This window comes from Chryseobacterium gotjawalense (genome assembly GCF_030012525.1).
Lineage (GTDB): Bacteria > Bacteroidota > Bacteroidia > Flavobacteriales > Weeksellaceae > Kaistella > Kaistella gotjawalense.
The window spans coordinates 2,960,152-2,985,361 of record NZ_CP124855.1 but is presented as its reverse complement, the minus strand read 5'-3'; the positions used below and the strand labels follow the sequence as shown (position 1 = coordinate 2,985,361).

Annotated in this window: 23 protein-coding genes; 1 reads left to right on the top strand and 22 read right to left on the bottom strand. The window is 38.5% G+C overall.

All coding sequences use genetic code 11. The features are described from left to right. Window positions 1-355: 355 nt before the first annotated feature. The 6 genes from QGN23_RS13650 to QGN23_RS13625 form a co-directional block, all read right to left on the bottom strand. The gene (locus tag QGN23_RS13650) at window positions 356-1,501 is read right to left on the bottom strand and encodes a glycosyltransferase family 4 protein (RefSeq protein ID WP_282904795.1); all 1,146 of its coding nucleotides are present in this window, start codon (window positions 1,499-1,501) and stop codon (window positions 356-358) included. A gap of 287 nt (window positions 1,502-1,788) precedes the next feature. Then, entirely contained in the window at window positions 1,789-2,355 is a 567-nt protein-coding gene (locus tag QGN23_RS13645; RefSeq protein ID WP_282904794.1) for an acyltransferase, read from the bottom strand. Further along, window positions 2,333-3,235 (bottom strand): glycosyltransferase family 2 protein, encoded by a 903-nt coding sequence (locus QGN23_RS13640; protein WP_282904793.1) that lies wholly within the window; start codon window positions 3,233-3,235, stop codon window positions 2,333-2,335. Before QGN23_RS13640 ends, QGN23_RS13645 begins: the two co-directional genes overlap by 23 nt. Before the next feature lie 227 nt (window positions 3,236-3,462). After that, a complete protein-coding gene (locus QGN23_RS13635) occupies window positions 3,463-4,644 on the bottom strand; it encodes a glycosyltransferase family 4 protein (protein ID WP_282904792.1) in 1,182 nt (393 codons plus the stop codon). A 213-nt stretch (window positions 4,645-4,857) separates the two neighbouring features. Continuing rightward, on the bottom strand, window positions 4,858-5,502 hold the full coding sequence (locus tag QGN23_RS13630; protein WP_282904791.1) for a DUF6266 family protein: 645 nt from the start codon (window positions 5,500-5,502) through the stop codon (window positions 4,858-4,860). Between the two features lie 363 nt (window positions 5,503-5,865). Next, window positions 5,866-6,156: a GIY-YIG nuclease family protein gene (locus QGN23_RS13625; RefSeq protein ID WP_282904790.1), complete on the bottom strand. Its 291-nt coding sequence runs from the start codon at window positions 6,154-6,156 to the stop codon at window positions 5,866-5,868. A 312-nt stretch (window positions 6,157-6,468) separates the two neighbouring features. On the opposite strand from QGN23_RS13625, the gene QGN23_RS13620 reads away from it, so the two are divergent. Then, a complete protein-coding gene (locus tag QGN23_RS13620) occupies window positions 6,469-6,756 on the top strand; it encodes a MerR family transcriptional regulator (RefSeq protein WP_282904789.1) in 288 nt (95 codons plus the stop codon). A gap of 190 nt (window positions 6,757-6,946) precedes the next feature. On the opposite strand, the gene QGN23_RS13615 is transcribed toward QGN23_RS13620, so the two are convergent. The 16 genes from QGN23_RS13615 to QGN23_RS13540 all read right to left on the bottom strand — a co-directional run bounded on the left by QGN23_RS13615 (window position 6,947) and on the right by QGN23_RS13540 (window position 25,203). Beyond that, window positions 6,947-7,894 carry an acyltransferase family protein gene (locus tag QGN23_RS13615; protein ID WP_282904788.1) on the bottom strand — a complete coding sequence of 316 codons (948 nt, stop codon included), beginning with the start codon at window positions 7,892-7,894 and terminating at the stop codon, window positions 6,947-6,949. A 284-nt stretch (window positions 7,895-8,178) separates the two neighbouring features. Then, entirely contained in the window at window positions 8,179-9,075 is an 897-nt protein-coding gene (locus QGN23_RS13610) for a glycosyltransferase family 2 protein (RefSeq protein ID WP_282904787.1), read from the bottom strand. Next, window positions 9,072-10,190, bottom strand: a complete 1,119-nt coding sequence (locus QGN23_RS13605) for a glycosyltransferase family 1 protein (RefSeq protein WP_282904786.1) — start codon at window positions 10,188-10,190, stop codon at window positions 9,072-9,074. Before QGN23_RS13605 ends, QGN23_RS13610 begins: the two co-directional genes overlap by 4 nt. Further along, window positions 10,187-11,224, bottom strand: coding sequence for a glycosyltransferase family 2 protein (locus QGN23_RS13600; protein ID WP_282904785.1), 1,038 nt, complete (start codon window positions 11,222-11,224; stop codon window positions 10,187-10,189). Before QGN23_RS13600 ends, QGN23_RS13605 begins: the two co-directional genes overlap by 4 nt. A 5-nt stretch (window positions 11,225-11,229) precedes the next feature. Next, window positions 11,230-12,321 (bottom strand): EpsG family protein, encoded by a 1,092-nt coding sequence (locus QGN23_RS13595; RefSeq protein WP_282904784.1) that lies wholly within the window; start codon window positions 12,319-12,321, stop codon window positions 11,230-11,232. A gap of 12 nt (window positions 12,322-12,333) precedes the next feature. After that, window positions 12,334-13,500: a glycosyltransferase family 4 protein gene (locus tag QGN23_RS13590; protein WP_282904783.1), complete on the bottom strand. Its 1,167-nt coding sequence runs from the start codon at window positions 13,498-13,500 to the stop codon at window positions 12,334-12,336. Between the two features lies 1 nt (window position 13,501). Then, window positions 13,502-14,557: a glycosyltransferase family 2 protein gene (locus QGN23_RS13585; protein WP_282904782.1), complete on the bottom strand. Its 1,056-nt coding sequence runs from the start codon at window positions 14,555-14,557 to the stop codon at window positions 13,502-13,504. Between the two features lie 6 nt (window positions 14,558-14,563). Then, window positions 14,564-15,646, bottom strand: a complete 1,083-nt coding sequence (locus tag QGN23_RS13580; RefSeq protein ID WP_282904781.1) for a glycosyltransferase family 4 protein — start codon at window positions 15,644-15,646, stop codon at window positions 14,564-14,566. A 1-nt stretch (window position 15,647) separates the two neighbouring features. Continuing rightward, on the bottom strand, window positions 15,648-17,024 hold the full coding sequence (locus tag QGN23_RS13575; RefSeq protein WP_282904780.1) for a hypothetical protein: 1,377 nt from the start codon (window positions 17,022-17,024) through the stop codon (window positions 15,648-15,650). A gap of 212 nt (window positions 17,025-17,236) precedes the next feature. Then, complete coding sequence (locus QGN23_RS13570) at window positions 17,237-18,136, bottom strand: hypothetical protein (RefSeq protein ID WP_282904779.1); 900 nt, start codon at window positions 18,134-18,136, stop codon at window positions 17,237-17,239. Between the two features lies 1 nt (window position 18,137). After that, window positions 18,138-19,574, bottom strand: a complete 1,437-nt coding sequence (locus QGN23_RS13565) for an MBOAT family O-acyltransferase (protein WP_282904778.1) — start codon at window positions 19,572-19,574, stop codon at window positions 18,138-18,140. Next, complete coding sequence (locus QGN23_RS13560) at window positions 19,564-20,739, bottom strand: glycoside hydrolase family 88 protein (protein WP_282904777.1); 1,176 nt, start codon at window positions 20,737-20,739, stop codon at window positions 19,564-19,566. The genes QGN23_RS13565 and QGN23_RS13560 overlap by 11 nt, the downstream gene beginning before the upstream one ends. A gap of 11 nt (window positions 20,740-20,750) precedes the next feature. Further along, the gene (locus tag QGN23_RS13555; protein ID WP_282904776.1) at window positions 20,751-21,869 is read right to left on the bottom strand and encodes a hypothetical protein; all 1,119 of its coding nucleotides are present in this window, start codon (window positions 21,867-21,869) and stop codon (window positions 20,751-20,753) included. Between the two features lie 28 nt (window positions 21,870-21,897). Then, a complete protein-coding gene (locus QGN23_RS13550; protein ID WP_282904775.1) occupies window positions 21,898-22,797 on the bottom strand; it encodes an FkbM family methyltransferase in 900 nt (299 codons plus the stop codon). 41 nt (window positions 22,798-22,838) lie between these two features. Next, entirely contained in the window at window positions 22,839-24,029 is a 1,191-nt protein-coding gene (locus tag QGN23_RS13545; protein WP_282904774.1) for a glycosyltransferase, read from the bottom strand. Further along, window positions 24,022-25,203, bottom strand: coding sequence for a glycosyltransferase (locus tag QGN23_RS13540; RefSeq protein ID WP_282904773.1), 1,182 nt, complete (start codon window positions 25,201-25,203; stop codon window positions 24,022-24,024). Before QGN23_RS13540 ends, QGN23_RS13545 begins: the two co-directional genes overlap by 8 nt. Window positions 25,204-25,210: the final 7 nt, after the last annotated feature.

Below are 25,210 nucleotides of genomic sequence, written 5' to 3'. Positions count from 1 at the left end.
AAAAAAATCGCCCTTGACCAGGCGCACTGTATCAGAAAAAACACCTATACAGTTGAAACAAAATATAAAGACAGAAAAGGATACGCCGATTTACTGTTCCTGTACGGTCAACATTTCCTGAAGGCGGCCCCTATCAAAGTAAAAAAAGAACAGGAATTCCTGAACTGAGATTTTAAATGAGAGAAAGGTAAAAAATTGGATTTTGGATTCAGAACTCCATTTCTGATTCCCCTCTCATCCCGACGAAGTCAATGACAGCAGCTGTCATCTCGCACGCTGTCATCCCGAGGAATCGAGGGATCTCAAGATGAAAAGGGATATTTTCTTCTGTTTTGTCTTTTCTTTACTTGCCCGCTCATTTTCTGCGCTCACTCATCTCCGAAACCATTCTATACTCCTCCAAAAGGGCTTCCCAGACTACGATTTGTTCATAAGGCAGGACACTCTTTTGGGCATTGCTTTTCAGACCATCATAAAGAGTCGGATCACTGGAAAGATGTTCCATCGCAGTTTGAAGAGCAGTCTCATCTTTTGGCGGAACCACCAGTCCATTATATCCATTGCGGATGACTTCATTGCAGCCGTTGATGTCGGTCACGATTGCGGGCAGTTCCATGGCTAAACTCTGAAGAACGACATTGGGAAACCCTTCGCGGTAGCTGGGGAAAACCAAAGCATTGCTCACTGCAAAATAAGGCCGCACCTCTTCCTGATAACCGACAGAAATAATATCGGGATTCGATTCTATTTCACTTAAAGTTTCTGTACGCAAAGGATCGAGCTCCTGCTCTAAAGGGCCGACCAGCAAGAGCTTTATATTTCCGCCAACCGGCATCACACTCCCGTCACAGAACAGCGGTCGTTGAGCAAAGTCGAAACGGGCGGAAGCGACCTTTTTAAAAGCCGCAACCAATTCATTAATCCCTTTATCGCAAACCAGCCTGCCTACGAAGATGAAAACAAAATCGTCCGGAGAAAGCCCCAGTTCGGTTCGCAGGTTTTGCTGCTCTTCGGCGGTAATTTGGGCCGGGCTGAAATGGTCGGTATCGATGCCGTTGCTGCTTCCTTGACCGATGACTTTCATTTTATGGGGCGCACAGAATTTGGCCCGCATGATTATTTTCTGAAGTTCAAAAGAATTGGGATAAACTTGGGTCGCCAGCCGGCACGTGAGTTTTTCGATGTGGTTCAGTAAGGTTCTTTTCGATCCTCCCCTTTCCAGAAGAGGTAAACCGGCTACGGTATGCAGGCGATGGGGAACACCGGCCAGCCAGGCAGCCATCATGCCGACAATCCCGGCTTTTGGGGTATGACTGTGTACGATATGGGGCTTTTGCTGCCGCAGAAAACGGTAAAGCTGCCAAACGGCTACCATATCTCTCAGAGGGGAAATGGTACGCGTCATTTCCACATGGTGGTGTCGGACGCCATATTTAGCGGCAACCCTTTCGAGCTCTTTTTGATCCGCAGAAACAGCGGTGACTTCATAAAACTGATTCATATACGTCAGCTGCTCCCCCAGAAGCTTGTCCAGGGAGAGAGGAATGGTCGTAATGCGGATCAGTTTTTTCAAGGCTGTTAATTTGTGTTTTTGTGGATGCCCCCCCTTCCATTGAAGAGTGTTAATTTTTTCATCTATATCACTGCTCAATCTTTTAAGAGCCTGTTTACATTTATTTTAATCACATGAGGTACATGAGTTTAAAATAGCTTCCCTAGTAAGAAAATAAAGTAGTAGGAAAATCATAGATTTTCTAAACTCATGGAAACTTTTGTGCCTTAAATGGGCTAAATCGTTTTGACCATTTTGGCAGGAACTCCTACGACGACCGTATTCGGTTCTACATCCTTATTGACAACAGATCCGGCGGCAATAACGCTTCTGCTTCCAACATGAACCCCCGCCAAAATACGGACACCACATCCAATCCAAACATCATCTTCTATAATGACTTTTTCTAATTGCACTGTATTATATTTAATGGGAACCCTCCTATCCGTCCAGTCGTGGTTGGTCGACAAAATACTGGAACCATGTGCTATAGAAACCTCATTCCCAATTTTTATCCCTCCTTTCGCATCGATATAGCACATGGGGTGAATACTCACATTATTGCCAAGATGTAAATTCTGAACATTAAGCAAATACACCCCCGGTTGTACCGAAACATTCTCCCCTACAAATTCTGCCGCATTTTTAAGAAAAACATACCGAAGAACCAGGCCGACTTTCCCAGAGGTATGGCGAAAACCCTTTAAGAGAAAAAGATTTCCCTTTCGGCCGAACACAGAAAAAAACATCCCTAAAACAGCGATTATCGGATGATATTTTTTAAAACTTTCTCGTCCGGTCATAATTTAATTTATAGAGAAGATAAAAATAGTATAAAAAACCCAAAGGCATGACAATAATCGTTAAAAGCTTATTGGTACTGTCTGACCAAAAACGGTGTTTTTTCAGAATGAGCTGAGCGGTGATGAAATGAACGGTATTCTTAAGGCGCTCACCAAAGGTATAAGAGGAGCTCATTCTGACTTTCCTTTCTTCCAGAAACCCCTGAGGATTCCGGAAATACTGCCTGATCAGATTATGGCTGTTCCCATCTGCCCGATAATCAACGACACAAAGGGGCTCATTGAGGAAAAGCATCTCATAATCGTAATCTATCAACAGATATTTATACCCTAATGGCGTAAAGATCTCCCCTTCAAAGACGGGATAAGGCATGTACTTTTTAATGATTTCTGTGCGGTACACAAACTTAATATCACCCGACAGACCATATTTTCCAGCCAGTTCATAATACTTCCCCGATTTGATATTCTCCGGAAATTTGTTCGCAGAAACAATCGTCCCGTCTTTATACACATCCAGCCCTAAAATACCGGCATATTGATCCCCTTTATTTTTGTCCCAAAAGCCATTAATTATTGCCACTGCATCATCGGTCATCTGGTCATCAGAATCAATGCAGACATTCAGTTCGGTTTCTATGTTTTCATAAGCCAGATTGTGGGCAGTATGCATCCCGCCGTTTTCTTTGTAATGATAGCGGATTTCTATTTTTCCCTCTTCCATCCATCCCGCCACCAAAGCTTCTGTACCATCAGTAGAGCCGTCATCGATCACCAACCAAAGGAAGTCGTCAGAGGCCTGTCTGCAGAGACTCTGGTATAAGTCGCCGAGGCAATAGGCACGGTTATAGGTAGGCGTGAAAACGGTGAGTTTTTTCATGTACGGTTCGTGTCAGAAATAGGGATTATTATTCATATTTACTTTTAATCATGCTTTTGTATATCTCTTGCCTGGCTTTTTACATTAACTTCCTGTTTGTTTTTTTTACCACCCCGACCCTCCGGGTCACCCCTCCAGAGGAGGGGAATAGGGCTTCGCCTTTTTGGCTTCGCCTGTTGCTTCGCAATCATCATTCACCATTGACAACATTCACCCCCTTCACTGGTTCACACGTTCACCCCATTCACCAATCGATACTCTTCCAACAGCGCTTCCCAGACTGCTTTTTGTTCGTACAGGAAGATGCTTTTGCGGGTGTTATTTTTTAAAGACTGATAAAGGCTGGTATCCGTGTATAATGCTTCCATGGCGGCTTGTAGGACTTCCGCATTTTTGACAGGAATGATGAGTCCGTTTTCACCAGGGGTGATGATCTCGTTGCAGCCATTAATATCGGTGACAATGGCAGGCAGTTCCATGGCTAAACTCTGTAAAACGACATTGGGGAAACCTTCGCGGTAGCTCGGGAAAACCAAAGCGTCGCTGAGGGCAAAATAAGGGCGTACCTCTGTCTGGAATCCCACTGAAATAATATGGGGGTTGGTTTCTATTTCCTTTAAAGTAGCTGCTTCCAGAGGATCGAGCTCCTGTTCAAAGGGACCGACGAGGAGGAGTTTGAGATTGTGGGGTGTTGGGGTTGCTTCGTCGTGCCTCCTCGCAATGACATTGAGGTTTTTGAAGGCGGTCACGAGTTCGTTGATGCCTTTGTCACGGACGAGGCGGCCAACGAAGATGAAGACGAAATCTTCCTCAGACAGCCCAAGCTGGAGCCGAAGATTCTCCTGATCGCTCTCTGCAATAGTTTCAGGATTAAAATAGGAGGTATCGATGCCGTTTACATTTCCATGGGCTAATATTTTCAGCGGTTTGCGCGAGATGCGGTAGCGTTCCAGATCTTCTTTTACGCCTTTTCCTTCGGGATAAACATGGGTGGCACTGCTTGCCAGGAGTCGGTCCATCCAGATTAAAATGAATTTCAACAGTCCTTTTTTATAAGGGAAAATAAGGCCGGTGAAGGTATGCATCCGCACGGGAACTCCTGCAAGCCGTGCCGCCATCATCGTCAGCAAACCGGCTTTCGGCGTAATGGAATGTACGATATCGGGTTTTTCTTTTTTGAAAAAGCGGTAAAGCTGAAAGAGCGCCACGAGATCTTTTAGAATAGAAATCTCTCTTGACATCTCAATGGCTTCGACTTTCACACCTTCTCTTTCTCTGACTTCCTCCAAATCACTGCCCGCCCCGGAGATAACAGTCACTTCATAAAACTGATTCAAATAACGCAGCTGTCCCTTCAATAAAAGATTGAGTGACATCGGAATGGTGGAAATGCGGAAGAGCTTTTTCAATGGTTGACGGATGCTTGTTAGAGCAAAGATAAAATATTTCTTTCAATGGAGTGTTTTTGTGTGCGTTTTTAAGGGTTGCTTCGTCGTGACCTCCTCGCAATGACGGTGGTGTGCGGCGGTTGATTTGTTGTGCCTTGTTGCAATGAAGTTTTTGTTCAATAAAAAACTCCTGATCGGGGATCAGAAGTTTTGAGGTTTAAGGTGGTTTGATGTTTAGGTGATGAGGACGTTTCCGGCATAGGAGGACGTGGAGACTCTGCTGAAGTCGTCTTCAAGGAAGGCCATCCAGACATGTACGGTTTTACCCTGCAGGTTTGGTGGTACCTGAATGTCTATCGTGGTGTCTGCCCGCATGGCGACATTCTCCATGAAGATCGGTTTTGATTCTCCTTCTGCGATGAAGAGTACCTGTAACTGGTCTATTTCACGCAGGGGAACCGAACCACTGTTGTCATACCACACCAAGGTGAATGTTGAGGGTGTGTCGGATGTTAAGCCCGTAGGTATTGCTCCCGTAAGTGGTCCTTTGGCAAATTCAATTTCTGAATAAGCGGGCGTGATCTCCAAGAGGATGAAGTCGAGCTTAAAGGCATTCATTACATTGGTCATGGCCAAATTGTACGGGGATTTCATGCCGATTCGGACGCCATAATGGCGTTTGGCAAATTCTTTGTAAGGGCCCATGAAGGCATAACTCTTCTTCATGCGGTCCTGGATAAGAAGTTGCTTCGCAGTAGGTGTTTTCTGTTTTCTGCGTGGTCTGTGCTTCAAGATATCATTTCCAAACATGTTGGCTACGACTACCCGGCCTACTCTACCGGAAGATCCTGCTAAAAGCGAATCAATTAATTTTCCCATTGTTTTAAATTTTAGGGGTTAATAAATTATTTTTTAAATACAGGACAAATGTAGATTGGTGATGGTATTGAAAACCAATGATCTTCCGTCATGTTCCGTAATCTTCCCTTTTGGCAGGCGAAAAGGTAAAGTTGGAGTGGCTGGCTTCTGGTTGGCTTCTGGCTGGCTTCTGGTGTTGGGGTGGCTGTGGGTATAGACGGGGGTGGGGAGGGAGTGGTTGTGTAGTGGATGGTGTGCGCGTTGTTGGGGTTGCTTCGTCGTGCCTCCTCGCAATGACGGTGGTGTGCGCATTTTTAAGGGTTGCTTCGTCGTTCCTCCTCGCAATGACGAGTTTGTGCGCAATGACGGTGGTTTGTGCGGGTGTTATTTTATATTTTCATAGAGGTCCAGCCAGTCGGGGTTGAGTTGATTGATTAGGGCTATTTTCTTTTTTCTGGAACCTGCTTTGAGTTGTTTTTCTCTTGCGATTGCCTGAACTATACTTTGGAATTCTTCAAAGTAAACGAGTTTATACAGGTTGTATTTAGTGCTGAAGCTGTGTGGATTTTGTTTTGAACGGTGCTGTAATATTCTGGTGGATAAGTCGGAAGTCACGCCAACGTATAGGGTGGTGTTGTTTTTATTAGTAAGGATGTATATGTAGCTGGTTTTCACGATACTAAGGTAGTGATTTTTTTTTTGCAAGTGGGGGTGAGCTCGTTTTTAGGGGTTGCTTCGTCGTTCCTCCTCGCAATGACGTTGGTGTGCACATTTTTAAGGGTTGCTTCGTCGTGGCTGCTCGCAATGATGGTGGTGTGCACATTTTTAAGGGTTGCTTCGTCGTGCCTCCTCGCAATGACGGTGGTTGTGGGCGGTGACGGTGGTTTGACCCTAAATGATGGGTGGTTTGACCCTAATTTGGGGATTGGTGTATTAATATTGGGAAATCCTTACTAAGTTTATGTTGTCAATTTTTAAAATATAACTATGAAAAGCTTTAATTTCATCACAGACGGGGACTTTCTGGAGTGGTATCAGGAGGTTTCGAGGGTTCACAAGGAGTTGGCAGAAGGGACTATTCCGCTGACTAAGGAGAATATTCTGATGGAGCACGAGGTGTGCGAGCTGCTGGGTGTTACGGCCCGTACATTGCGCAAGTACCGGCAACAGAAGTATCTGGGTTTTGTCAAAATGGAAGGTCTGATTTTCTATCTTAAACCGCTTCTGTATCTGGATTTATTCCTGCTGTATTACCGTCCAAAAATGGAGCGGTAATTTTTGTATCATCCCGGTAAGGGTAATGAACCATCAGTAAGGGTATTGGTGGTTTTTATATTTATGGGTTGCGGCGCTCGTGATGATGGGGGTTGGTATGCGTTGTTTGAGGTTGCTTCGTCGTGTCTCTTCGCAATGACGTGGTTTTTTAGAAACGGGGAAAATTACAACACAACCTGCTATCAGCGTGTTATTTTGTATCGGATTTGCTGTTTGTTGATTTCACTATTGAAAACTTCTTTTTGAGTTTTAAAAATCTTAATTCAAAATGGAAGTAGCTGATATGTGCAATGAATATCGTTAAGCCTATTATAGCAATATACACGAAAACCATATACCAAAACTCAGAAATCGGAATAGTTGCAGGATCAAACTTTAAATAGGTTGAAAACAGCAATATAATCAACGGATGATAAACATAGATCCCGAAAGAAAGTTTTCCCAAATAGGATATCGCTGAATTTTCTAAATTCACTATTCTGTTTTTAATATTGATCTGTCCAATTATTATAACCAAAGTAGCGAAACCTGTCACAAAGATTTCTATAATTGAATTTAAGAACCAAAAAACATTGATTATCATCGAAAAGATAATTAACCAAGCTAAAGTTTGTGTTATTTTATGATCAATAAAAAAGATGATTTTAGACTGATTAAAAAACAGGTAAGCCCCTAAACTTCCCAATAACATGCAGTCAAATCTGTTCACTACTGAAAACAGAGCTACGGTCGAAAAAGGCGCTGTAAACCATATGTAAATTCTGAAAACCGCCAAAATGAGGATGATTACCGATATGATTTTTATAAAATTCCCTTTAAGGGAAAACAAGAATAAAAGAGGCCAAAATAGGTAGAACTGTTCTTCTACCGAGATCGACCACAGGTGATCCATTGCAGGCAAAGCACTCCCTAAAACAAAAGGGATATTAGCAAAAAAAGTTAAATAATATAGCCATGTACTGCTCCATGAAATAGAGGTTAAAGCTAATAAAGCCACCAAACCAATGTAGAGATAATAGAGCGGCCAAATCCGTAAGATCCTTCGAATATAAAAATCCTTAATTTTTATTGTTTTTGTTTTTTGATATTCCTTCAGTAAAAGGTAGGTGATTAAAAAACCACTTAGAACAAAAAACATGGTCACCCATGTTCACCTAAAACCCAGCCATTTGGTTTCCCTTCTTTATTCCATCCAAATAACGATGAATTATGGATGTTCAATTTTAACAAAGACATGTTGATGTGTGAAACAATAACCCCAAAAGCAGCAATCGTGCGGATACCATTCAGGCCTGATAGAAAGATCGGTTTAGATTTGTTAGAGTTCATATTTATCAATAATTACACTTTCTTATTTGAGCAAAAAATGTATTCATGCCCATCACATTGTTATTTTCTAAAAAACAATTGGTCTTTGATCGTCTAAAGTTCACTAGTATCGATAGCACCTCTGTTTTTAAAAAGTACGATTGCATAGAGCACCAAACCTAAAGGAAAGGCCAAAACGGTCATTGCTTTGCGCGGGGATTCTGCAATGAATTTCCTGTTTCCGGACAGCAAACTGCTGGAAACATAATGAACCGCATCTTTAAACCGCTTGACCGGTGACTTTGACATGACCATTCCCTGCTTTCTGATAAAAGCGAAACCGCGGGGATTGTTATAATACTGGCGAAACATATTGTTGGAAGAACCGCCTGCCTGATAATCGACCAGGACTAAAATCTCATTTAAGGTTACCAATTCGAAATCCTGATCTGCGAGTTGGTATTTATAACCCAACCCTACATACTTCTCCCCTGGAAATAACGGGTAAGGCGGATACTGTTGCATCACTGCTGTGCGGTACACTAATTTTTTATCACCGGTACCGCCCTGAAGGTAAAAGTCTTCCAGTGTGGTGGTTTCGGTGCGAAACCGGGAGCCGATGAGGTTTCCTTTCAGATCAGCATCCAAGCCCACAAGCCCACTGTATTTTTCTTTATTCTCAACCATTTCCCATTTGCGCAGAATTTTCCCGACGGCATCAATGGGCATACAATCATCGGAGTCAATACAGGTGTTCAGTGGGGTAATGATATTTTCATAGGCCGTATTGTGTGCCCCATGCATCCCCTGGTTTTCCTGATAAATATATTGTATTTCTATTGTATCTTCCTGAATAAAAGCAGTGACGACCTGTCGGGTATCATCTACGGAACCGTCGTCTATGATTAACCAGATAAAATCCTGACAGGTCTGGTCTTTCAAACAGGTATAGATCCGCGGCAGAAGGTGCGCACGGTTATAAGACGGTGTAAAGATGGTTAGTGCTTTCATGAAAACTGGTCGATTAGATCACTATATTTCTGCTCCAACTTTGAGGCATTGGTTTTTATATCATACCCCACCTTAGTGATGTGGTGCGAAACATCAGTACGGATAAAAGTAAGATGTCTCTTTATCATCTTTTCAGCCCAGTATTTTGCTGAATCCTGCAGCGAACATACCTCGACAATATCCGGCACCAAGACGGCCTCACGAGGGATGGCATCAGAAACAGCGCAGAGGATCCCAGACGTTTGCGCCTCAACCAATGCTACGGGCAATCCTTCAAACCAGGAAGGAAATACAAATACATCCATCGCCTGCAAAAGATCAGCAACATCACTGCGCAGACCTAGAAATTCAACTTTTTCGGTGAGATTCAATTGATGGATTTTGGTTTCTATTTCTTTTTTAAGCTCCCCTTCACCCACTAAAAATAATTTACTCTGTGGATTAATTTTTACGATTTCAGAGAAAATATGGATTAAAAAGCAGTGGTTCTTTTGAATATTGAAACGACCGACATGGATTACATTAAAGCTATTTTCTGCATGCAGTTTTGAACGCATCCGTTCCCGCAAAGAGGGGTTGAAGACAAAATCGTCCGTATTAACAGCATTATTCATTTGATAAGCCTTCGCTGCCATTTTTTTACCGAAGAGCCATTTCGCAGCATCCTGTCCACAGCTAAAATAGGTATTGATGTATTTCCGCATGCCGTGCTTCCACAAAATCCGGAACAATGCTTTTTGATCCCAATCCATCTTGGAATTATGTGCATGAGCAATAATCACCGGGATTTTTCTTTTCTTCGCTTCCCGGTAGATAAAGATTCCCAATTCGGAGCATTGACCATGAATGATCTGATAACCGGGATTATCATCAAAAAACTTTCTGACCGCAGCTTTGTAGTGTTTAATCTGCATGGGATGAAGAGCAGGCAACCGGAAAATCTCACCGCCCATTTTTTTTATTTCCTGTTCGTAAGCACCCTCTTCCTGCCGGTGTACTAAAAAATCAAAATGCACACGATCCCTATCCATCTGACGGTAGTAATTCATCAGATTGGTTTCAGCGCCGCCGCGGTTGAGGACGGTGAAAACCTGAAGGACTTTTAGGGGTTTCATTTATTTTTTCTGTTAATGTAACGGTAAATCAGATCTGACATCAGCGTTACCGCAAAAGCATTTTCAGTCTTTGCAAAGTAATAGAAAATCCTCCATATAACCGGGATATCATTGATCGCGAAAAACCCAAATGCATTGACGTAGAGTGGATCACTAAGAATTTTTTTAATATTTGCTTTTTTCTCTCCGAAAGATTGACTGCTGTTCATCTCATTGAATGCCAGATTAAGTGTTGTAACGCTGATGCGGTTGCGCAATGCCTCCTCAAAAATTTCAGGTTTATCATGCGCCAGGATGAACGTACGAATCCACTCAAATTTATTTTTCCATTTTTGATACAGTTCGGGTTTATAATTTGTGGTGTAGGTGTTTTGCAGTGGCTTTCGATAGTGATATAATGGCTTGTTGATCACCCGCACTTTACGAGCGTTCTCTAATACCTCTATATTAAAAATACCGTCTTCCCATGTTCCAAAATTCGTCAGATCTTTAAAGCGGATTCCTGCGACAGTTTCCTTTTTATACAGCTTCCCCCAACACGTAATTAACGCATCAAACGAGGTTATATCTTCCAGTTCCTCATCAACCAGGCCAATCATCCGTCTCTGGATATAACCTGAATCGAACATCCCTTCTAACCCCAAATCTTTGGTTAACTGTCCGTGCGCGAAATTACGGTAATACGAAAAACAGATCATATCCTCAGAGCAGTCTTTTAAAACTTTCTCAAATGCATCTGTCTCTAACCAGTCGTCAGCATCAACGAAGGCAATATAATCTCCTGACGCTACATTTAATCCTGCATTTCTTGCGGCAGCAATACCGCTATTTTCCTGAGTAATGATTGTAATCCGGTTGTCCTGATCAGCAAATTGATTTAATACATTAAAAGTTCCGTCCGTAGAACCATCATTAATACAGATAATTTCTAAATGCGGATAGGATTGGGAAATGATACTTCCCACACACTGTGAAATATACTGATCCACATTATAGCAGGGAATGATAATTGAAATACTACGCAATTGATTCATATCTATTATTTGATGACGTTCATAAAATAGGTAAACATAAAATAAGCGAATAATATCCCTCCAAAAACTTTATACTGATCCTGCCACATTTTATAGCGGAACATCGGATAAGCAAAAATAATCGGCATTAGAAACCAAGAGAGGTACGCAAAACGATTGCTGAAAGCAGCAGTGATGACTAAGATCCAGAACGCATTAGCGATGCAATAGATCCCGAAAACATGAATATAAAAAGGATCGGTAATTTTCTTTTTAAAAATAAAATAGGCACCGGCAAACACTGCTGAACCGCTGTAGACCAGAAAATCCCAACGAAAACCGGTTTGCGAGAACTCTTTCATACTTTCGTCAGAATTGGTCAAATAACCTGCGGTTCTGTCTTCAAAACCTAGGGTTGCAAATAAGGTTCCCCACGAACTTCCACCCACCAACGATATCGGAATTGCAAACAGCCAAATATAGATGTAAACTTTTGGGTTTTTATAGAAGCCGGAAACGACAAAGGCTGCAATGGGAATAACAAGTGAAGCGTGCATGAAATAGCCCAAAATAAACCAAAAGTACATCCAGTATTTTTTACTGTAAAAATACAGACCCATAATAAAAAAAGAAGTAGCCAAGCCATTTCGTAACCCATTGGTTCCATAAGTCCAGAAAGAATAGGAGCAGATAAACATAAACATGGCGAAAAACCAATACCGCCCGAAGTATTTCTTTGAAAATAAAAAACAAGGCACGATATATAAAATATCTACCAATAAAAAGAAGCTGTGGATGTCCATAAAGCCACTGCAAAACTTCATCAAATAATTAAACAGATAGTCGTCTTTTATTTTAACGTCAACACCCTGTTGCCATAGATCGTATCCTCTTGCATAGTTAAAAGTATCCCCAAAATATGGGGTGTTAATTTTGCGTAAACCCATATAGAAAATCAAAGTAACCACCACCACATACCCAAAGGAATAAAAAAAATTGATGCTCTGTTCATCTTTAACATCGAAAATAATCGCATGAAAAGTGATCAGTAAGGCAATGACGAGCAATACATGATAGTGAATAGCGGTGTAAGATGCTGCGGGGATCCAGTCGAACAAGGGAGTGTGGTGTTAGGTGTTGGGTGTTGGGTGATGGGTAATGGGTGATGGATGATGGATGCTAGATGTTTTGGTGATTAATGAAGTAAATAGATCTTTCCATTGGTGCATTACTTTTTCAATACTGAAGCGCTTTACATTTTCCCGTCCTTTTTGTCCCATTTCATGGCGGAGGTTTTCATTTTGCATCAGTTCTTTGAGTTTCTTTACAAAAATATCTAAATTTTTATAAGGAACAAGAAAAGAATCCTCGTTATTCATTAAAATATGTTTTGGACCCGTGGGACTATCGTAGGAAATTACCGGCATTCCAACGGATAGCGCTTCCAGTAAGACCATGGGAAAACATTCGGTTTCGGAGGTCATGGCGTAGATGCTGTAATGTTGCATTTCCGTTTTCAAATCAGGGGAAATTCCGATGAATTTGATTTGGTTTTGCAAACCGTATTCCCTGATTTGGTGCTCCAGTTTGGCTTGTGTTCCCAAATAATCTTCTCCAAAGAAAAGCAGTTCCCACTCCGGGAAATCTGGAGCCAGTCTGGCGAATACATGAATGAGGTCTCCGAAATTTTTGACGGGAGAAATCCGTCCGGCTGCCATGATTTTTTTTGAAGCGGGGTTTGCTCTAAGGGGTGAAATTTCATTGGGGTTTGGAATCACCGTTATATTTTTATTCTGATAAAAGTGCTGTTCAGCGTCATTAAGAACAACCAACTGATGGTACTTCTTTTCAGTGGTTGCCGTCAGCATTCTCAAGACCTCACCTTTTGCTGAAGAAGAAGTATTATTATAAAAATACCGCGAAGAATGGAACTCCTTTATTTTTGGAATCTGTTTTTCGACGTAAGGCAGAAAATAAAAATCGGGACCAAAACTGCAGCTGATGATTACATCAGGCTGGATGTCCCGGAGTATTTTTTTTAAAGCAGTCCGGTGTTTGGGAATTTTCTTCAGATTGACAGGATGAAAATAACTTCTTCCAATTTCGTAGTTAATCTCCATATCTACAATCCTTATCTTTTCACTCAAGCGATAAATGGGTTGATTTTGCTGTTGGTTGTAGGTGACAATAGAAACTTCATCATTGCTTACATCCGCAAAATAATTGGCTTTTTGGGAGAGCACTTTTTCGATGCCGCCGTGGAGATAAGTTTGATCGGTGAGGTAGAGAATTTTCATATTAAAGTTTAGCTAAAAAAGCACCAATACTGCGATAAATAAGTCTTTTAAAACGCAAACGATTGGCTTCGGTAGAAATATGCTTATAACAAAGTTCTTTATTTCTTAAATTTAAAAAAAATGTTGCACTTGTTAAATTATATTTAGTGGAAATTTCGATACAGTGTTTAAAAACAGGAAGCACTTTTTTATTTTCTAATTCGATATTGAACTCATCTGAACTCCATCTCTCAATAATTAATCCGTTTAAAAAATAACTGTAGATAGTATTTATATACTCTAGATTTGAATAATTTTCCTTTTCTGAATCAGAACATTTATCTAATAAAGAAGATCTATATTGATATAGTACATCTAAATCAGGTAGAACGAGTTTATTAAATTTACTAGTTCCACCACCATAACGGTAATCTATGATTGGATCTTTAATGAAAACAATCTTATTTACCATTTCAAAAAGTAATAGATTTAATAATGTATCATCAAATGAATGAATTGCCTTAAAGTTAATTGCTTTAATATCATTAAATAATGACATGTGATACAACTTTGCACAAGAACTGACAAATATTGAATGACATCCCCAGAATGCCAATCTGAATTTAGATTTCACAAATATAAATTCACCCTCTAAACATTCCTTCGGCACAACGTTTATAGGCTTACTACGGGACCATCCCAACCGATCGTAAACTTTACAGTATGAACCTAATATAACATGGGGCTGCTTAGCTGTTTGCTCATAAAGCTTCTGAAGCGCATTAGGATAAAAGTAATCATCTGCATCAACAAATGTTACCCATTCTGCTTTTGCTATTCGTACCCCATCAATTCTTCCTATGAATGGCTTTTCATTTTTTTGCTTATCAATAATACGTATTCGTTTATCATGGGATGCTACTTTTGTTAAAATATCTAGTGTCCTATCTGTACTTTTATCATTTACAATTATTAATTCAAAATCTGTAAATGTTTGACTTAGAACATTTTTAATAGTATTAAGAATTGTTTTTTGACCGTTAAATACTGGTATAATAACTGAAATTTTAGGAGACATAAACCTTTATTTTGTTAGTTCATTAAATAACTTATTCCACTTGAAAACAATTTTTTTTGCAGAATACCGTTGGACATTTTCCTGGGCTTTCTCGCCCATTTTCTTTCTTAAATATGTATTTTCAATCAATGCAATAATTTGGTTCGCAAATGAAACAATATCACCATTTTCTATTAAAAAGCCATCCTCATTATCGGTTATGATATCGGACGGACCGTAATTACAATCGAAAGAAACACAAGGCACGCCAAATTCCATCGCTTCGATTAAAACCATGCCGAATCCTTCAAAACGCGATGACATCACATAGATTGAACTATTACTATAGATTGATTTAAGATTTTTTGTTGCAGGAAAATAACTAACATTATCTGGTAACCGGTCTGTGTTTAAAAACTGCTTATTCTCGTTGCCATATAAATGGAGTTGCCACTCCGGATGTTTCGCTGCTACTTTTTCCCAAATTTGCAGTAATAAATCCTGCCCTTTCTGGTAAGAAATTTTCCCAACACAAATTACAATTTTCTCCTCCAGATCAGCAGCTTTTTCAGCAGTAAAAGGCAATGGATTACCGATGACTATTAAATTTTTCAATGTTGACCACTCGGCGCAATTTCCTTCGGTTAATACGACGAATTTGCTAAAGTTTTTGGCGAGGTATTCCATCATTTTCCACTTCGATTTCATCTTCAATGACAAAAAAATATTTTGTTCTCCAGAATTTTCAATCAATTTAGAAACGTGTCTTTCATAAATCCATTTTGCATTTGTGGAAATAAGTCTTGGTACGAAAAAACCTTTAAGGCCATCATCACATACGGAAATCAAATCGGGTTTAAATTTATCAACCACCTTCTGAATTCCTTTTTTATAGTGTAAAAAATATTGGATTGGATTCCCTGTCACTGTGATGGAATGTTGCTGTACTTTATTTGAAAAAGGAAAGAAAGGTTCTTTTCCTACTTCGTTTAAACTTAAGACATGAACTTCATATCCAAAATCTTCTGCAAGCATCGATGCTTTGACCGACAGAACCCTTTCGAGTCCGCCGGAACCGGTGATGCCGTTGGTGATGTAGAGGAGCTTCATGTTATTTGGTAAAAGTCTTATTATTTATCATTTCCGTCCTATTAATTGGCTTTATATTGACCAGCTCCGATTCCAGTAAAATGGAGTCAAATTCCATAGACATATACTGGTCTTTTGTAAGTACTTTCACTTCTGGGTTTAACGAAAAAAGGGTAAAAAAATTACTGGTATTCGCACCACCGCTTTCTGTTGGTATCCGACCAATATCATTAAAATAATAGGTTCTTTTTTTTGATTTCATGACATACTTTTTAACATTTTCTCTTTTTTCCAGGTAATCAAATGATTCAAAATAGGTAACAGAAAAGTTAACCATTAAAGAAAGAAGAACGATAGGGAAAAGAAACCTCTTTCCGGAATAAGAAATTAAAAGCACAAAATAACTACAAAAATATACGGGAAGCGCAAGACGTATATGCAACCCATCAATTCCCGTTGAAAAAGAAGAGTAAACAAGCCCAAGAAAGATTGAAAAAGAGATGTATATCAGGATAATCCTAAAAGGTTCAAGTTGTTTTTTCAATATTAATTTGAATATAAAAAAAGTTACTGCAATAAATGAGGTCAGTGAAATGAGCACCGAAATAATAAAAGTCAGAAAATTTATTCTTATCACATTTAGAATGGGATTCATGGCATTTAAAAATGAGAAAAATATGTTTTTAAGTATAAAACCACCGATTCCTGTTTTTGAAAAGTTTGAACTATTTCTATTATTTTCGCCCATGAAGCCTCCTGTAAAATAATAGTTGAAAAATAGAAAAAGGGAAATACCTATACCTGTTAACAGGATAATTGTTGTTAAAGATTTAATTAATCTAAAATCTTTTTGTTTTTTAATTAATTCAAAACCAAGCATGAAAATAAAACCGCCTATAATAAAAATGGATGAATATCGAATGATGCAAAGGATTATCAGCAATGAAGAAATTGTAAAAATTAGGGATTTCTTTTTATAATCTGACCTAAAAAACTGATATAACAGATAAATTAAAACATAAAAAAAAGGAAGAAATAATGTTTCTGAGTATGAAAACATAAAAACAGTAAAGATCTTCATTCCCATTAATAGGGAAGTTTCTTTAAAGTAGAACTTTTTAGCATACGAAAACAAAACGATAAATAAATAACTTAGACAAGCAATAATTCTTGTTGAAATGTAATAGTCATTTGAAAATATATTCGTCAATTTTATAAAAAGTGGATAGCCTAATGGAAAGACGCTTGAAATTAAATCCGGCAAATAATATGCAATCTTCACATAATTATAGGTATCATCAGACACACCACCGTCAACTCTAAAAAAAGGAGTAATAATAATTGAAATAAAGATTACAATGTTCAATAAAACATAAGGGATGTTATTGTTTCTAGTCATAAGATGCTGATTAAGTAATATTTAGCAAAATTAAAAAGCATTAAATAAAAGTTATGTATTGACTTAGAAATGCCGCTTGAATCATGTTATGTTGGCTATACCAATAAACTTTTGTGTTACCCAAAGAAAAATCGAGACTTTATCTATATTTATAATTTGTTAAAAAACACTGGATTACTGATAGATTCCATCATAAAATTATTATTAAATAGTTACCGCTGAATAACTTGTTTATTATGATTTATTATTACTCGTTTCAAAGCCACAGTAAAATGGGCTGCCCCTTTTGCATTTAAATGGGAATTGTCTGCAAAATTATCATTTTTTAAGGGGTAACCCGAAAAGTCTATATATGCTGCTTCTTTTAAGTGGCTATTCCGAAAGGCGACCTGTTTACTATTTTGGCCAGAAATAGAATGATTCTGTGTTGGGGTAGCAATTAATATTAATTTCACATTTTTAGTTGTACACAAGTCATTAATTTTTTTCAAATAAAGGATGTCTATTTCGCTTTGTTTCCACGTCGTATTGATATTCTTGTTATTTACTGATTTTTCTTTGTTTTCCATCTGTTTTTCCAAAGCCAGAAAGCCACCAATTCCAAATTTATTTATTTTTTCTTTAGCGAAAATACGATAAAGATGGGAGAAATTACGTTTAAAAATGGTTCCTGAAAATTCTAACAGTTGCGTTGGATTAATTTTTATAAAATCACTAAAATCATCCTGATCGAACAGAAAAAAATAAATGGGGAGTTTAAAACTGTTTATGTTTTCACTTCGCAGCCAGCGATCCTGGTTATCCGTAATATTAAAGTCCGCATATCCCAATATAAGGGTATCAATTTGTGGGTTGGCCTTAAACATGCGTTTCAATTTCACATAACTATAGAAATAGGTGTCGGCACTTTCACTAAGGTTCAATGAATGAGGCAATAAAGCATCATCGATACCGCACTGTGTATGGGAATCGCCTAGAATTAAAACATGTACACTTTCCTGCTTAAAGGGAAAATGAGCGAGATCAAAATATTTTGTGCTGATGATCATCCCTGTTACAAAACAGATGATGATCACCATAAAGATCCCTAATCTTTTGAAAAATAGCTTCATATTAAAATTGAAAATAAATAAATTGCTGTTCCTGCCCTCTAAAAACAAAGATTAATATAATCAAAGTATAATAGAATCCCCATCTGATATAGCGTGGGAATTTTAATCCTAAGGACTCGATGGCAAAATGATCTTCGCGGCCTAACCACTCTACAATGAAGAAAAATATGGTCAGAGCAATAATGGGCAGCGGGAAAAGAGTTGGAAAGGTAAAAATTGATTTTGAAAACAGACCGTTAATATACGAAAACGCATGGGTAAGATTCTCTGCACGGAAAAAGATCCACGCAAAAACCGTCAGAGAAAAGGTAAGTAAGATCTTAAAAAAATCTTTTACGGAGGGAAGCAGTTTGCCCATCGCCGCTACCTCTAAATGATTACGGTTATTATTAGTCAGCAATAAAGGTAAAAAATAGAGGGCATTAAGAAATCCCCAGACAATAAAGGTCCAGTTCGCGCCATGCCAGAATCCACTGACGATAAATATAATAAACGTATTTCGTATTTTCATCCAGGTTCCGCCTTTACTTCCCCCCAGAGGGATGTATAAGTAATCCCGGAACCACGTAGAAAGGGAAATATGCCACCGTCGCCAGAATTCTGCGATATCCCGGGAAAAATATGGGAAGGAAAAGTTTTTCAATAGCTCAATTCCCAAAAGCCTTGCGGTACCTAAGGCAATATCACTATACCCTGAAAAATCACAATAGATCTGAATCGTAAAAAACAAGGCACCCATGACCAGATTACTGCCGGACTGATGGGCAGAATCATTGAAAATCATATTGGCATATTCTGCACAGTTGTCGGCAATGACGATTTTCTTAAAGAGCCCCCATAAAATTTGCCTCAGGCCATCAACCGCTTTGTTATAATCAAAAGTTCTTGCTTTTTGAATCTGAGGAAGCAAATGCGTTGCTCTTTCAATCGGACCTGCAACGAGCAAAGGAAAAAAGCTGACGAAGACCGAATAATCTACAAAATTCTTTTCGGCTTTTATTTTCTTTTTATAGATATCAATGACGTAGGAAAGACCGTGAAAGGTATAGAAAGAAATTCCAACAGGCAGGATTATTTTTAAAGTCCATGTATCAATATGTAATCCTAATTCTTCAAAAAGCTGAGCAAATGAATCTACAAAAAAGTTATAATACTTGAAGAACCCTAAGAACCCCAAATTTATTCCGATGCTCAGCCAAAGCCAAAACTTCCTCCAAGTTGGGCTTTTCGCATTTTCTATTTTTAATCCCGAAACGTAATCCAATACGGTGGAGAAAATAAGAAGGAACATAAAATGCCAGTCCCAGTTTGCATAGAAATAATAACTGGCAATTAAGAGCAGAAAATTCTGATATTTATAATTTTTCCTGCAGAAAAACCAATAGAGTATAAACACTATTGGAAAAAATATGGCAAATGCGAGGGAATTAAATAGCATCTGGAGAATAATTTAATGTTCTCAAAACAATTCCCTGTGTAAAAGGTAATATATCAAAATTCTGGGAATACACGCCAATCCCTTTCGTGTCGCCCTGAGAAAAATCAACAGCTCCTGATCTGCGGGTGACCGTCATCAGATAATCCAACGCTTTTTCTCTGGCGAAAAGACATTCTTCTGCAATTTCAGGAATTTCGGAAGCAACCGTGAAAAACCAAGCTAATGTAGCTGCGCTGCTCGAATCCAAATGGGAACCTTTATCAAAAAGCAGCCAGTGAAAGCCTCCGTTCTCTGACTGAAATTTTATCGTGGAGTTTGCCGTGGCCACGACCAATATTTCCAGTTTCTTTTTGTGGGGATGGTTTTCAGGCAGGCCATGCCAGGTATCGGCGAGACCAATAACGTACCATCCCAAACCTCTCCCCCAGCCAAACAGCCCTGCAGGGATTTTAGTCGCGACATGATACGTATGACATGGAATGTTTTCCTGCGGCATCATGCCGTATTTTTGGTATTCCGTGATCTGGTTTACCGCTAAATCAACGGCTTCAGGAACATTGAACTTCAAACCATAACTTACCAAAAAAGGACATATAAACCCAATCGTATCAACAAACCGATATTCACGGACATGGTTTTTGTAAGCCACCGTACCATCTGTCCCTTTTAAAGAAAGAATCATTTGGTAGGTTTGGTCAAAAGCCGCTCTGTATTTTTGATGATCGATAAATTCTGCATTTAAAAAGGCATAGGCCAGCATTGCGTGATCGCTTTCGGTGGGTATAATTTTCCAGGCACCCGAAGTCTCTGTTTTTGAAACGAAGAAGTCATTGATTTCCTTTTGGATCTCGTGACTAGGAGCTTTTTTTATTGATGCCGTCAAGCCCAATACCAAAGCTGCTTCCTGCCAGCATTGAATCGCAGATCGCTTGTATTTACCTTTGATCATGTCAATAATTATAAGCCGATCGTTGTCAGTTAGGGGCACAGTAGGGGTGTTTTTAAGCCATCTCCGTGAAAGCGTAAGCACTTTCATGCGCCAGTCTTCTAGATGCTGAAAACGCCCGATATTAATACGGCTTTGCCAAGTGGTAAACTGGGAAATAGCATCAATCAGGAAAATGATGAGAAATAAAATTAATATAAAATATAGATTCCAGACCATAAAAATTATTTTTATAAAAGTCCAATTTTGGTTAAAGTGTTCTCAATAAGTACGTCTGGTCTTAAGTTACTTTCGTAATATTCACGGTTATTTTTTTCCATTTTGTGAATCATATCTACATTTTCTATTAAATCTGAAAGCGTTTTTATCATCATTTCTGTTCCTTTGAACTCCAAATAATTTTTGTCTTTACGAAATTCGCCCGGAGTTTCATAACTCAATTTGTCTGAAACAATTGCTTTCCCTGCTGCAACATATTCCGCAAATTTCCAACCTATTGAATCATGTAACCCTTTGGTTGAAACGCAGATATTATTTTCTTTGATTGTTTTCAGATAGTTATATTTCATCGAAACATCATCATGAATTAACAATTTCGAAGCAATTTCTTGCGAATAAGGATCTCTTGAAATTCCACCGATAAACCTATCGCCGAAGTTGTCTTTTAACACCTTCACTGTTTCAATTCTTTGTTCAGTAACCTGCTGTAGATCCGCTTTCCATTTTTCTACCACTTCTCGAACTCCATAATCCGATAAGTCAGGGTAGGCAACTCTTATATTTTTATATTCTACAGTTCTGCTGTCATAAAGACGGCAACTGAACAAAATATTATAGTTTTCGTAGCTTTTTCCGTTGCTTTCAAAATTTCTATAATAATATTTATTTTGGAATCTCTTATTGGACCTTAGATAAAAAAGATAATCTTTGATAAGGTCTATTCCTTTCAGACGTTTCGAGTTGTAATATTTGTCATAGGGATTTCCTTTGCAGGAAACATGGTAGTTTAAACCAAGAGAGAACATCTTGTTGCTATTATCAAGATTTGAATTAAGTTCCGGATTATTGCTTCTTTTAAAATAATAATTTACTGAATCAAGTATATTATCTAACTTTCTATAATTGTGCACATTGTGATAACCGTCAGTCAAATCATAAACAATCACCTTTCCTCCAGAAGTGGCTTCAATAATTGCTCGATGACCATAATTTTGCTTAATATATTGTGGGTCAAATGTGATTCGGTAATCCAATTTTCCTTGCATTTTCAGCATTTGAAATCCAGCCAAAATTTGAGCAAGGTGATCTTCAGTAACAATTCCAAAAATTAAATTAAAAAATATTTTCATTTTGCTATTAGTTTTGATTGATAACAAATCAAACTCTTTTAGAATTTTGTTGCAGTTGCGGTTTCAATAATCTTCTATTAATTCCAACGGTCGTCTCTTTTTCATGATACAAAGAAAAACCATAATCATCCAAAATCTTAAGTATTTGTTCTCTACAGTGGAATTCGTCATGAATTTCGATGGCAATACATTTGGTTCGGTTGAGAAAATCCAAATTATTGTTATTTGTTGTGAAAATTTCTTTTTCGGCACCTTCGATGTCAATTTTTAATATATCCACATTTTCCAGATGGTATTTATCCAACAGAAAATTCAGAGTAAAAGCTTCGATTGATCCATTTTCATCTTCTTCTACGCGAAAAGCCCAGTCGGATTTGTCCCGAAAATCATTTAGAATATTGAGCTTGCCATTTTTTTTCCAAAGTGCACCGTTAATTTTTATGATATTCTGATATTTTTCCAGATTAAATTTTAATACCTCAAAGTTCTCCTGTGCTGGTTCGATGATGACAATATTTGGCTGAACAAAATTTTGTAAAAAATAAATAGATGAAATTCCTATATTTCCACCGGCGTCGATAATATTTACACTTTCGGAATCAGAACCAAAATTCTGTTTATAAATACGAACAACCGGTTCATATTCTCTGTAACCGTAAATCTGATTATAAACCAAAATATCGCTGGACGGAAATTTTCTTAGTCTCAGCGTGTGCTGAAAGTTTTTGTTAAATTGAATGTTAAAAAATTTGTCTTTTTCTTGTTTCACAATGCCGTTCTCACTAATAAGCAACATATAGAGAAAGTAAATCTCATCCTCAATCTTTGATGGCTTTATTTTAAAAACTCTCTTAAAGAGATAGCGAATGATGGCGAGTTTACTTCGGTAGTTTACCCTGTACAGATTAGTGATTTTATCTATTGGCATCGATGTTAGTTTTTTTTACTGTATAATTTTTTTGGCCATACTTATTCTTCCATCAGCTGATACAGCTTTTTAATTTCGGATTCTGTACCAAAATTCTCCCGATGCAAATTAGCAGCGAATTTTTCCCGCAGACATTTGTTACATAGCAAATTTTCTACTGCATCAGCAACCTTTTGCGGCTGCGCTTCTACAATTATCCCGTTCATGCCATCCTTAATATGAGAAAAAGCTGTTTCAAAATTAGTTAAGACCATAGGCAGCCCTAATACTTTTGCTTCCGTTATGGACATGCCATCCCCTTCAAAGAGGGAGGTTTGTAAAAATACATCTGCACGAGTGATATAGGCGTAAGGATTTACAAGTGTTCCCAAAAGGAAAACATTTTGCTCTAAACCGTAACTTTTGATATTACCTTCCAATTGGGAACGAAGCTCACCCTCTCCCAAAATAAGCCAAGTAAAGCTAATATTTCTTTCCTTTAAAATTCTAAATGCTTCTAAAGACAAATCATATCCTTTTACAGGTGCAAGTCTTCCAACTGATACTATAACATTTTTATATTTAAAATCAAAAATCTCCTCGGCTGCTAAGTGCAATATATTTTTTTTTGAAATTATATTTTTAAAAATTAAAAATTTTTTGCGCAAATCCGGGAAAACACGCTCCACAGTTTGTAAACTTTCCTGTGAGACCACTAAGATGTTATTAAGTTTGCTAAAATAATAAGTATCCAACTTCCTGTTCATCTTCAACATCTCATAATCTGTATGAATAAAGCCAAACTTCAGATGCGCATTTACTTTATCCACAACAAAGTAGTTCGGTGTCTTCTCCAGAAAACCAATTGCAACATGATACCTTTTCTGTATTGATTTAAGCGTTTTGGAAATAGGTTTCCAGCCAAATTGCTCAGCTTCCGCCTGAGTGCCTGCTTTACGGGTAACCCATTTATACTGTATCCTCCGATAAATAATATTCCACCTGCCATTAAATAAATTTTCTTTAAACATCTGCGAAAATGGCATATCAAAATACTTATAGGTTTCAGGTACCGGTAATATGCATACTTGTGGTGGCACCTGTTTAAGAAAAAGCCCCTCTTTTCTGAACAGCAAAAGGTCTACATTGTATTTGTCATAATCCATTACCTGAAGCAATGAGACCAGCGCTTTTTCTGCGCCCCCCACGTTCAGGTTGTTCATGACAAACAGGATGTCTTTTTTCTTATTCATTGATCAGCTGATAAAATTTTTCTATTTCATGCTCGGTTCCAAAATAATCCGCCCGCAAATTAGCAATTATATGCTCCGTAAAAGAAGCGTCCTCTAAATATTTTATAATTCCTGCCGCAATTGCATCAGGAGTCATCCCAACGATGAGACCGTTCACGTTATTTTCAATCTGGTCTTTCGCGGTGGTAAAATTGGTTAGAATAATAGGCTTTGCCAAAATTTTCGCCTCATCTACGGCTATGGATTTTCCTTCATACCGGGAGGATTGCACAAATATTTTCGCTGTTCTAATGTAGGGATATGGATTATCTTTTAATCCAATAAGAGTAAAATGATTCTGTAAATCATAACGATCAATCAGATTCTGAAGATTCCCACGTTCAGTCCCTTCTCCGATGATGGACCAGTGAAACGCAATATTTTGCTCATTTAAAATCCGGGCAGCCTCAATGGCCATATCAAAACCTTTTACACTTTCTAACCGACCCACCGAAACCAGAGAAGTTTCGTAAACGTCTTCGGGGCTTTCCTGTGCCAATTTATTGATCAGACGCGGCGAAACGATGTTGGGCATCACGTAGACCTTATCCGCAAATTCCGGAAATACTTTTTTAAAATTAGCTGCACAATCGGGTGACACGACCGCAATGTTTTTTGTAACATCGAAATACTTCAAATCGAATGATACATCCATGTTCAGTTCAGAATAAGTAGTATGAATAAAAGCAATTTTCGCTTTTGCTGCTACGCAGTCTACTACAAAATAATTGGACGTTTTTTCGAGGAAACCTATGGCCACATCGTAGTGCTCAGTTGGAGTTTCGCAGGCGCTTCGCAAATGTTTCCAGGCATACTGTTCGGCAATGCCAGGATTTTTTATAAACTTGTTCTTTACATAAAAGAACAACCGGTCTTTTGCGGCTGATAATTTACCTTTCTTAAGAAAGGTAAGCAGCGAATAAAAAAGAGGTTTCTGAAAATTCGCCAGTTCTGCATTCTTTGGGATAACACGAACCCAGTTCGGAATCTGCCCCATAAATAAACCCTCATGAGAAAACATAAAGAGGTCTACCGAAAAACGGGACTCGTCCATCGCGCTGAGAAGGTTAACAAGACTTTTTTCAGCGCCGCCCGCATCCAGGCCTGGAATTACAAAAAGCAGTTTTTTTTTCATCGAGTTT

Excerpts from the sequence above, each read along its gene's own strand:
- QGN23_RS13650 (WP_282904795.1), bottom strand. The coding sequence starts at position 1,501 with ATGAATCAGTTTTATGAAGTCACCGCTGTTTCTGCGGATCAAAAAGAG.
- QGN23_RS13645 (WP_282904794.1), bottom strand. The coding sequence starts at position 2,355 with ATGACCGGACGAGAAAGTTTTAAAAAATATCATCCGATAATCGCTGTT.
- QGN23_RS13640 (WP_282904793.1), bottom strand. The coding sequence starts at position 3,235 with ATGAAAAAACTCACCGTTTTCACGCCTACCTATAACCGTGCCTATTGC.
- QGN23_RS13630 (WP_282904791.1), bottom strand. The coding sequence starts at position 5,502 with ATGGGAAAATTAATTGATTCGCTTTTAGCAGGATCTTCCGGTAGAGTA.
- QGN23_RS13620 (WP_282904789.1), top strand. The coding sequence starts at position 6,469 with ATGAAAAGCTTTAATTTCATCACAGACGGGGACTTTCTGGAGTGGTAT.
- QGN23_RS13615 (WP_282904788.1), bottom strand. The coding sequence starts at position 7,894 with ATGTTTTTTGTTCTAAGTGGTTTTTTAATCACCTACCTTTTACTGAAG.
- QGN23_RS13610 (WP_282904787.1), bottom strand. The coding sequence starts at position 9,075 with ATGAAAGCACTAACCATCTTTACACCGTCTTATAACCGTGCGCACCTT.
- QGN23_RS13605 (WP_282904786.1), bottom strand. The coding sequence starts at position 10,190 with ATGAAACCCCTAAAAGTCCTTCAGGTTTTCACCGTCCTCAACCGCGGC.
- QGN23_RS13600 (WP_282904785.1), bottom strand. The coding sequence starts at position 11,224 with ATGAATCAATTGCGTAGTATTTCAATTATCATTCCCTGCTATAATGTG.
- QGN23_RS13590 (WP_282904783.1), bottom strand. The coding sequence starts at position 13,500 with ATGAAAATTCTCTACCTCACCGATCAAACTTATCTCCACGGCGGCATC.
- QGN23_RS13585 (WP_282904782.1), bottom strand. The coding sequence starts at position 14,557 with ATGTCTCCTAAAATTTCAGTTATTATACCAGTATTTAACGGTCAAAAA.
- QGN23_RS13580 (WP_282904781.1), bottom strand. The coding sequence starts at position 15,646 with ATGAAGCTCCTCTACATCACCAACGGCATCACCGGTTCCGGCGGACTC.
- QGN23_RS13575 (WP_282904780.1), bottom strand. The coding sequence starts at position 17,024 with ATGACTAGAAACAATAACATCCCTTATGTTTTATTGAACATTGTAATC.
- QGN23_RS13570 (WP_282904779.1), bottom strand. The coding sequence starts at position 18,136 with ATGAAGCTATTTTTCAAAAGATTAGGGATCTTTATGGTGATCATCATC.
- QGN23_RS13565 (WP_282904778.1), bottom strand. The coding sequence starts at position 19,574 with ATGCTATTTAATTCCCTCGCATTTGCCATATTTTTTCCAATAGTGTTT.
- QGN23_RS13560 (WP_282904777.1), bottom strand. The coding sequence starts at position 20,739 with ATGGTCTGGAATCTATATTTTATATTAATTTTATTTCTCATCATTTTC.
- QGN23_RS13555 (WP_282904776.1), bottom strand. The coding sequence starts at position 21,869 with ATGAAAATATTTTTTAATTTAATTTTTGGAATTGTTACTGAAGATCAC.
- QGN23_RS13550 (WP_282904775.1), bottom strand. The coding sequence starts at position 22,797 with ATGCCAATAGATAAAATCACTAATCTGTACAGGGTAAACTACCGAAGT.
- QGN23_RS13545 (WP_282904774.1), bottom strand. The coding sequence starts at position 24,029 with ATGAATAAGAAAAAAGACATCCTGTTTGTCATGAACAACCTGAACGTG.
- QGN23_RS13540 (WP_282904773.1), bottom strand. The coding sequence starts at position 25,203 with ATGAAAAAAAAACTGCTTTTTGTAATTCCAGGCCTGGATGCGGGCGGC.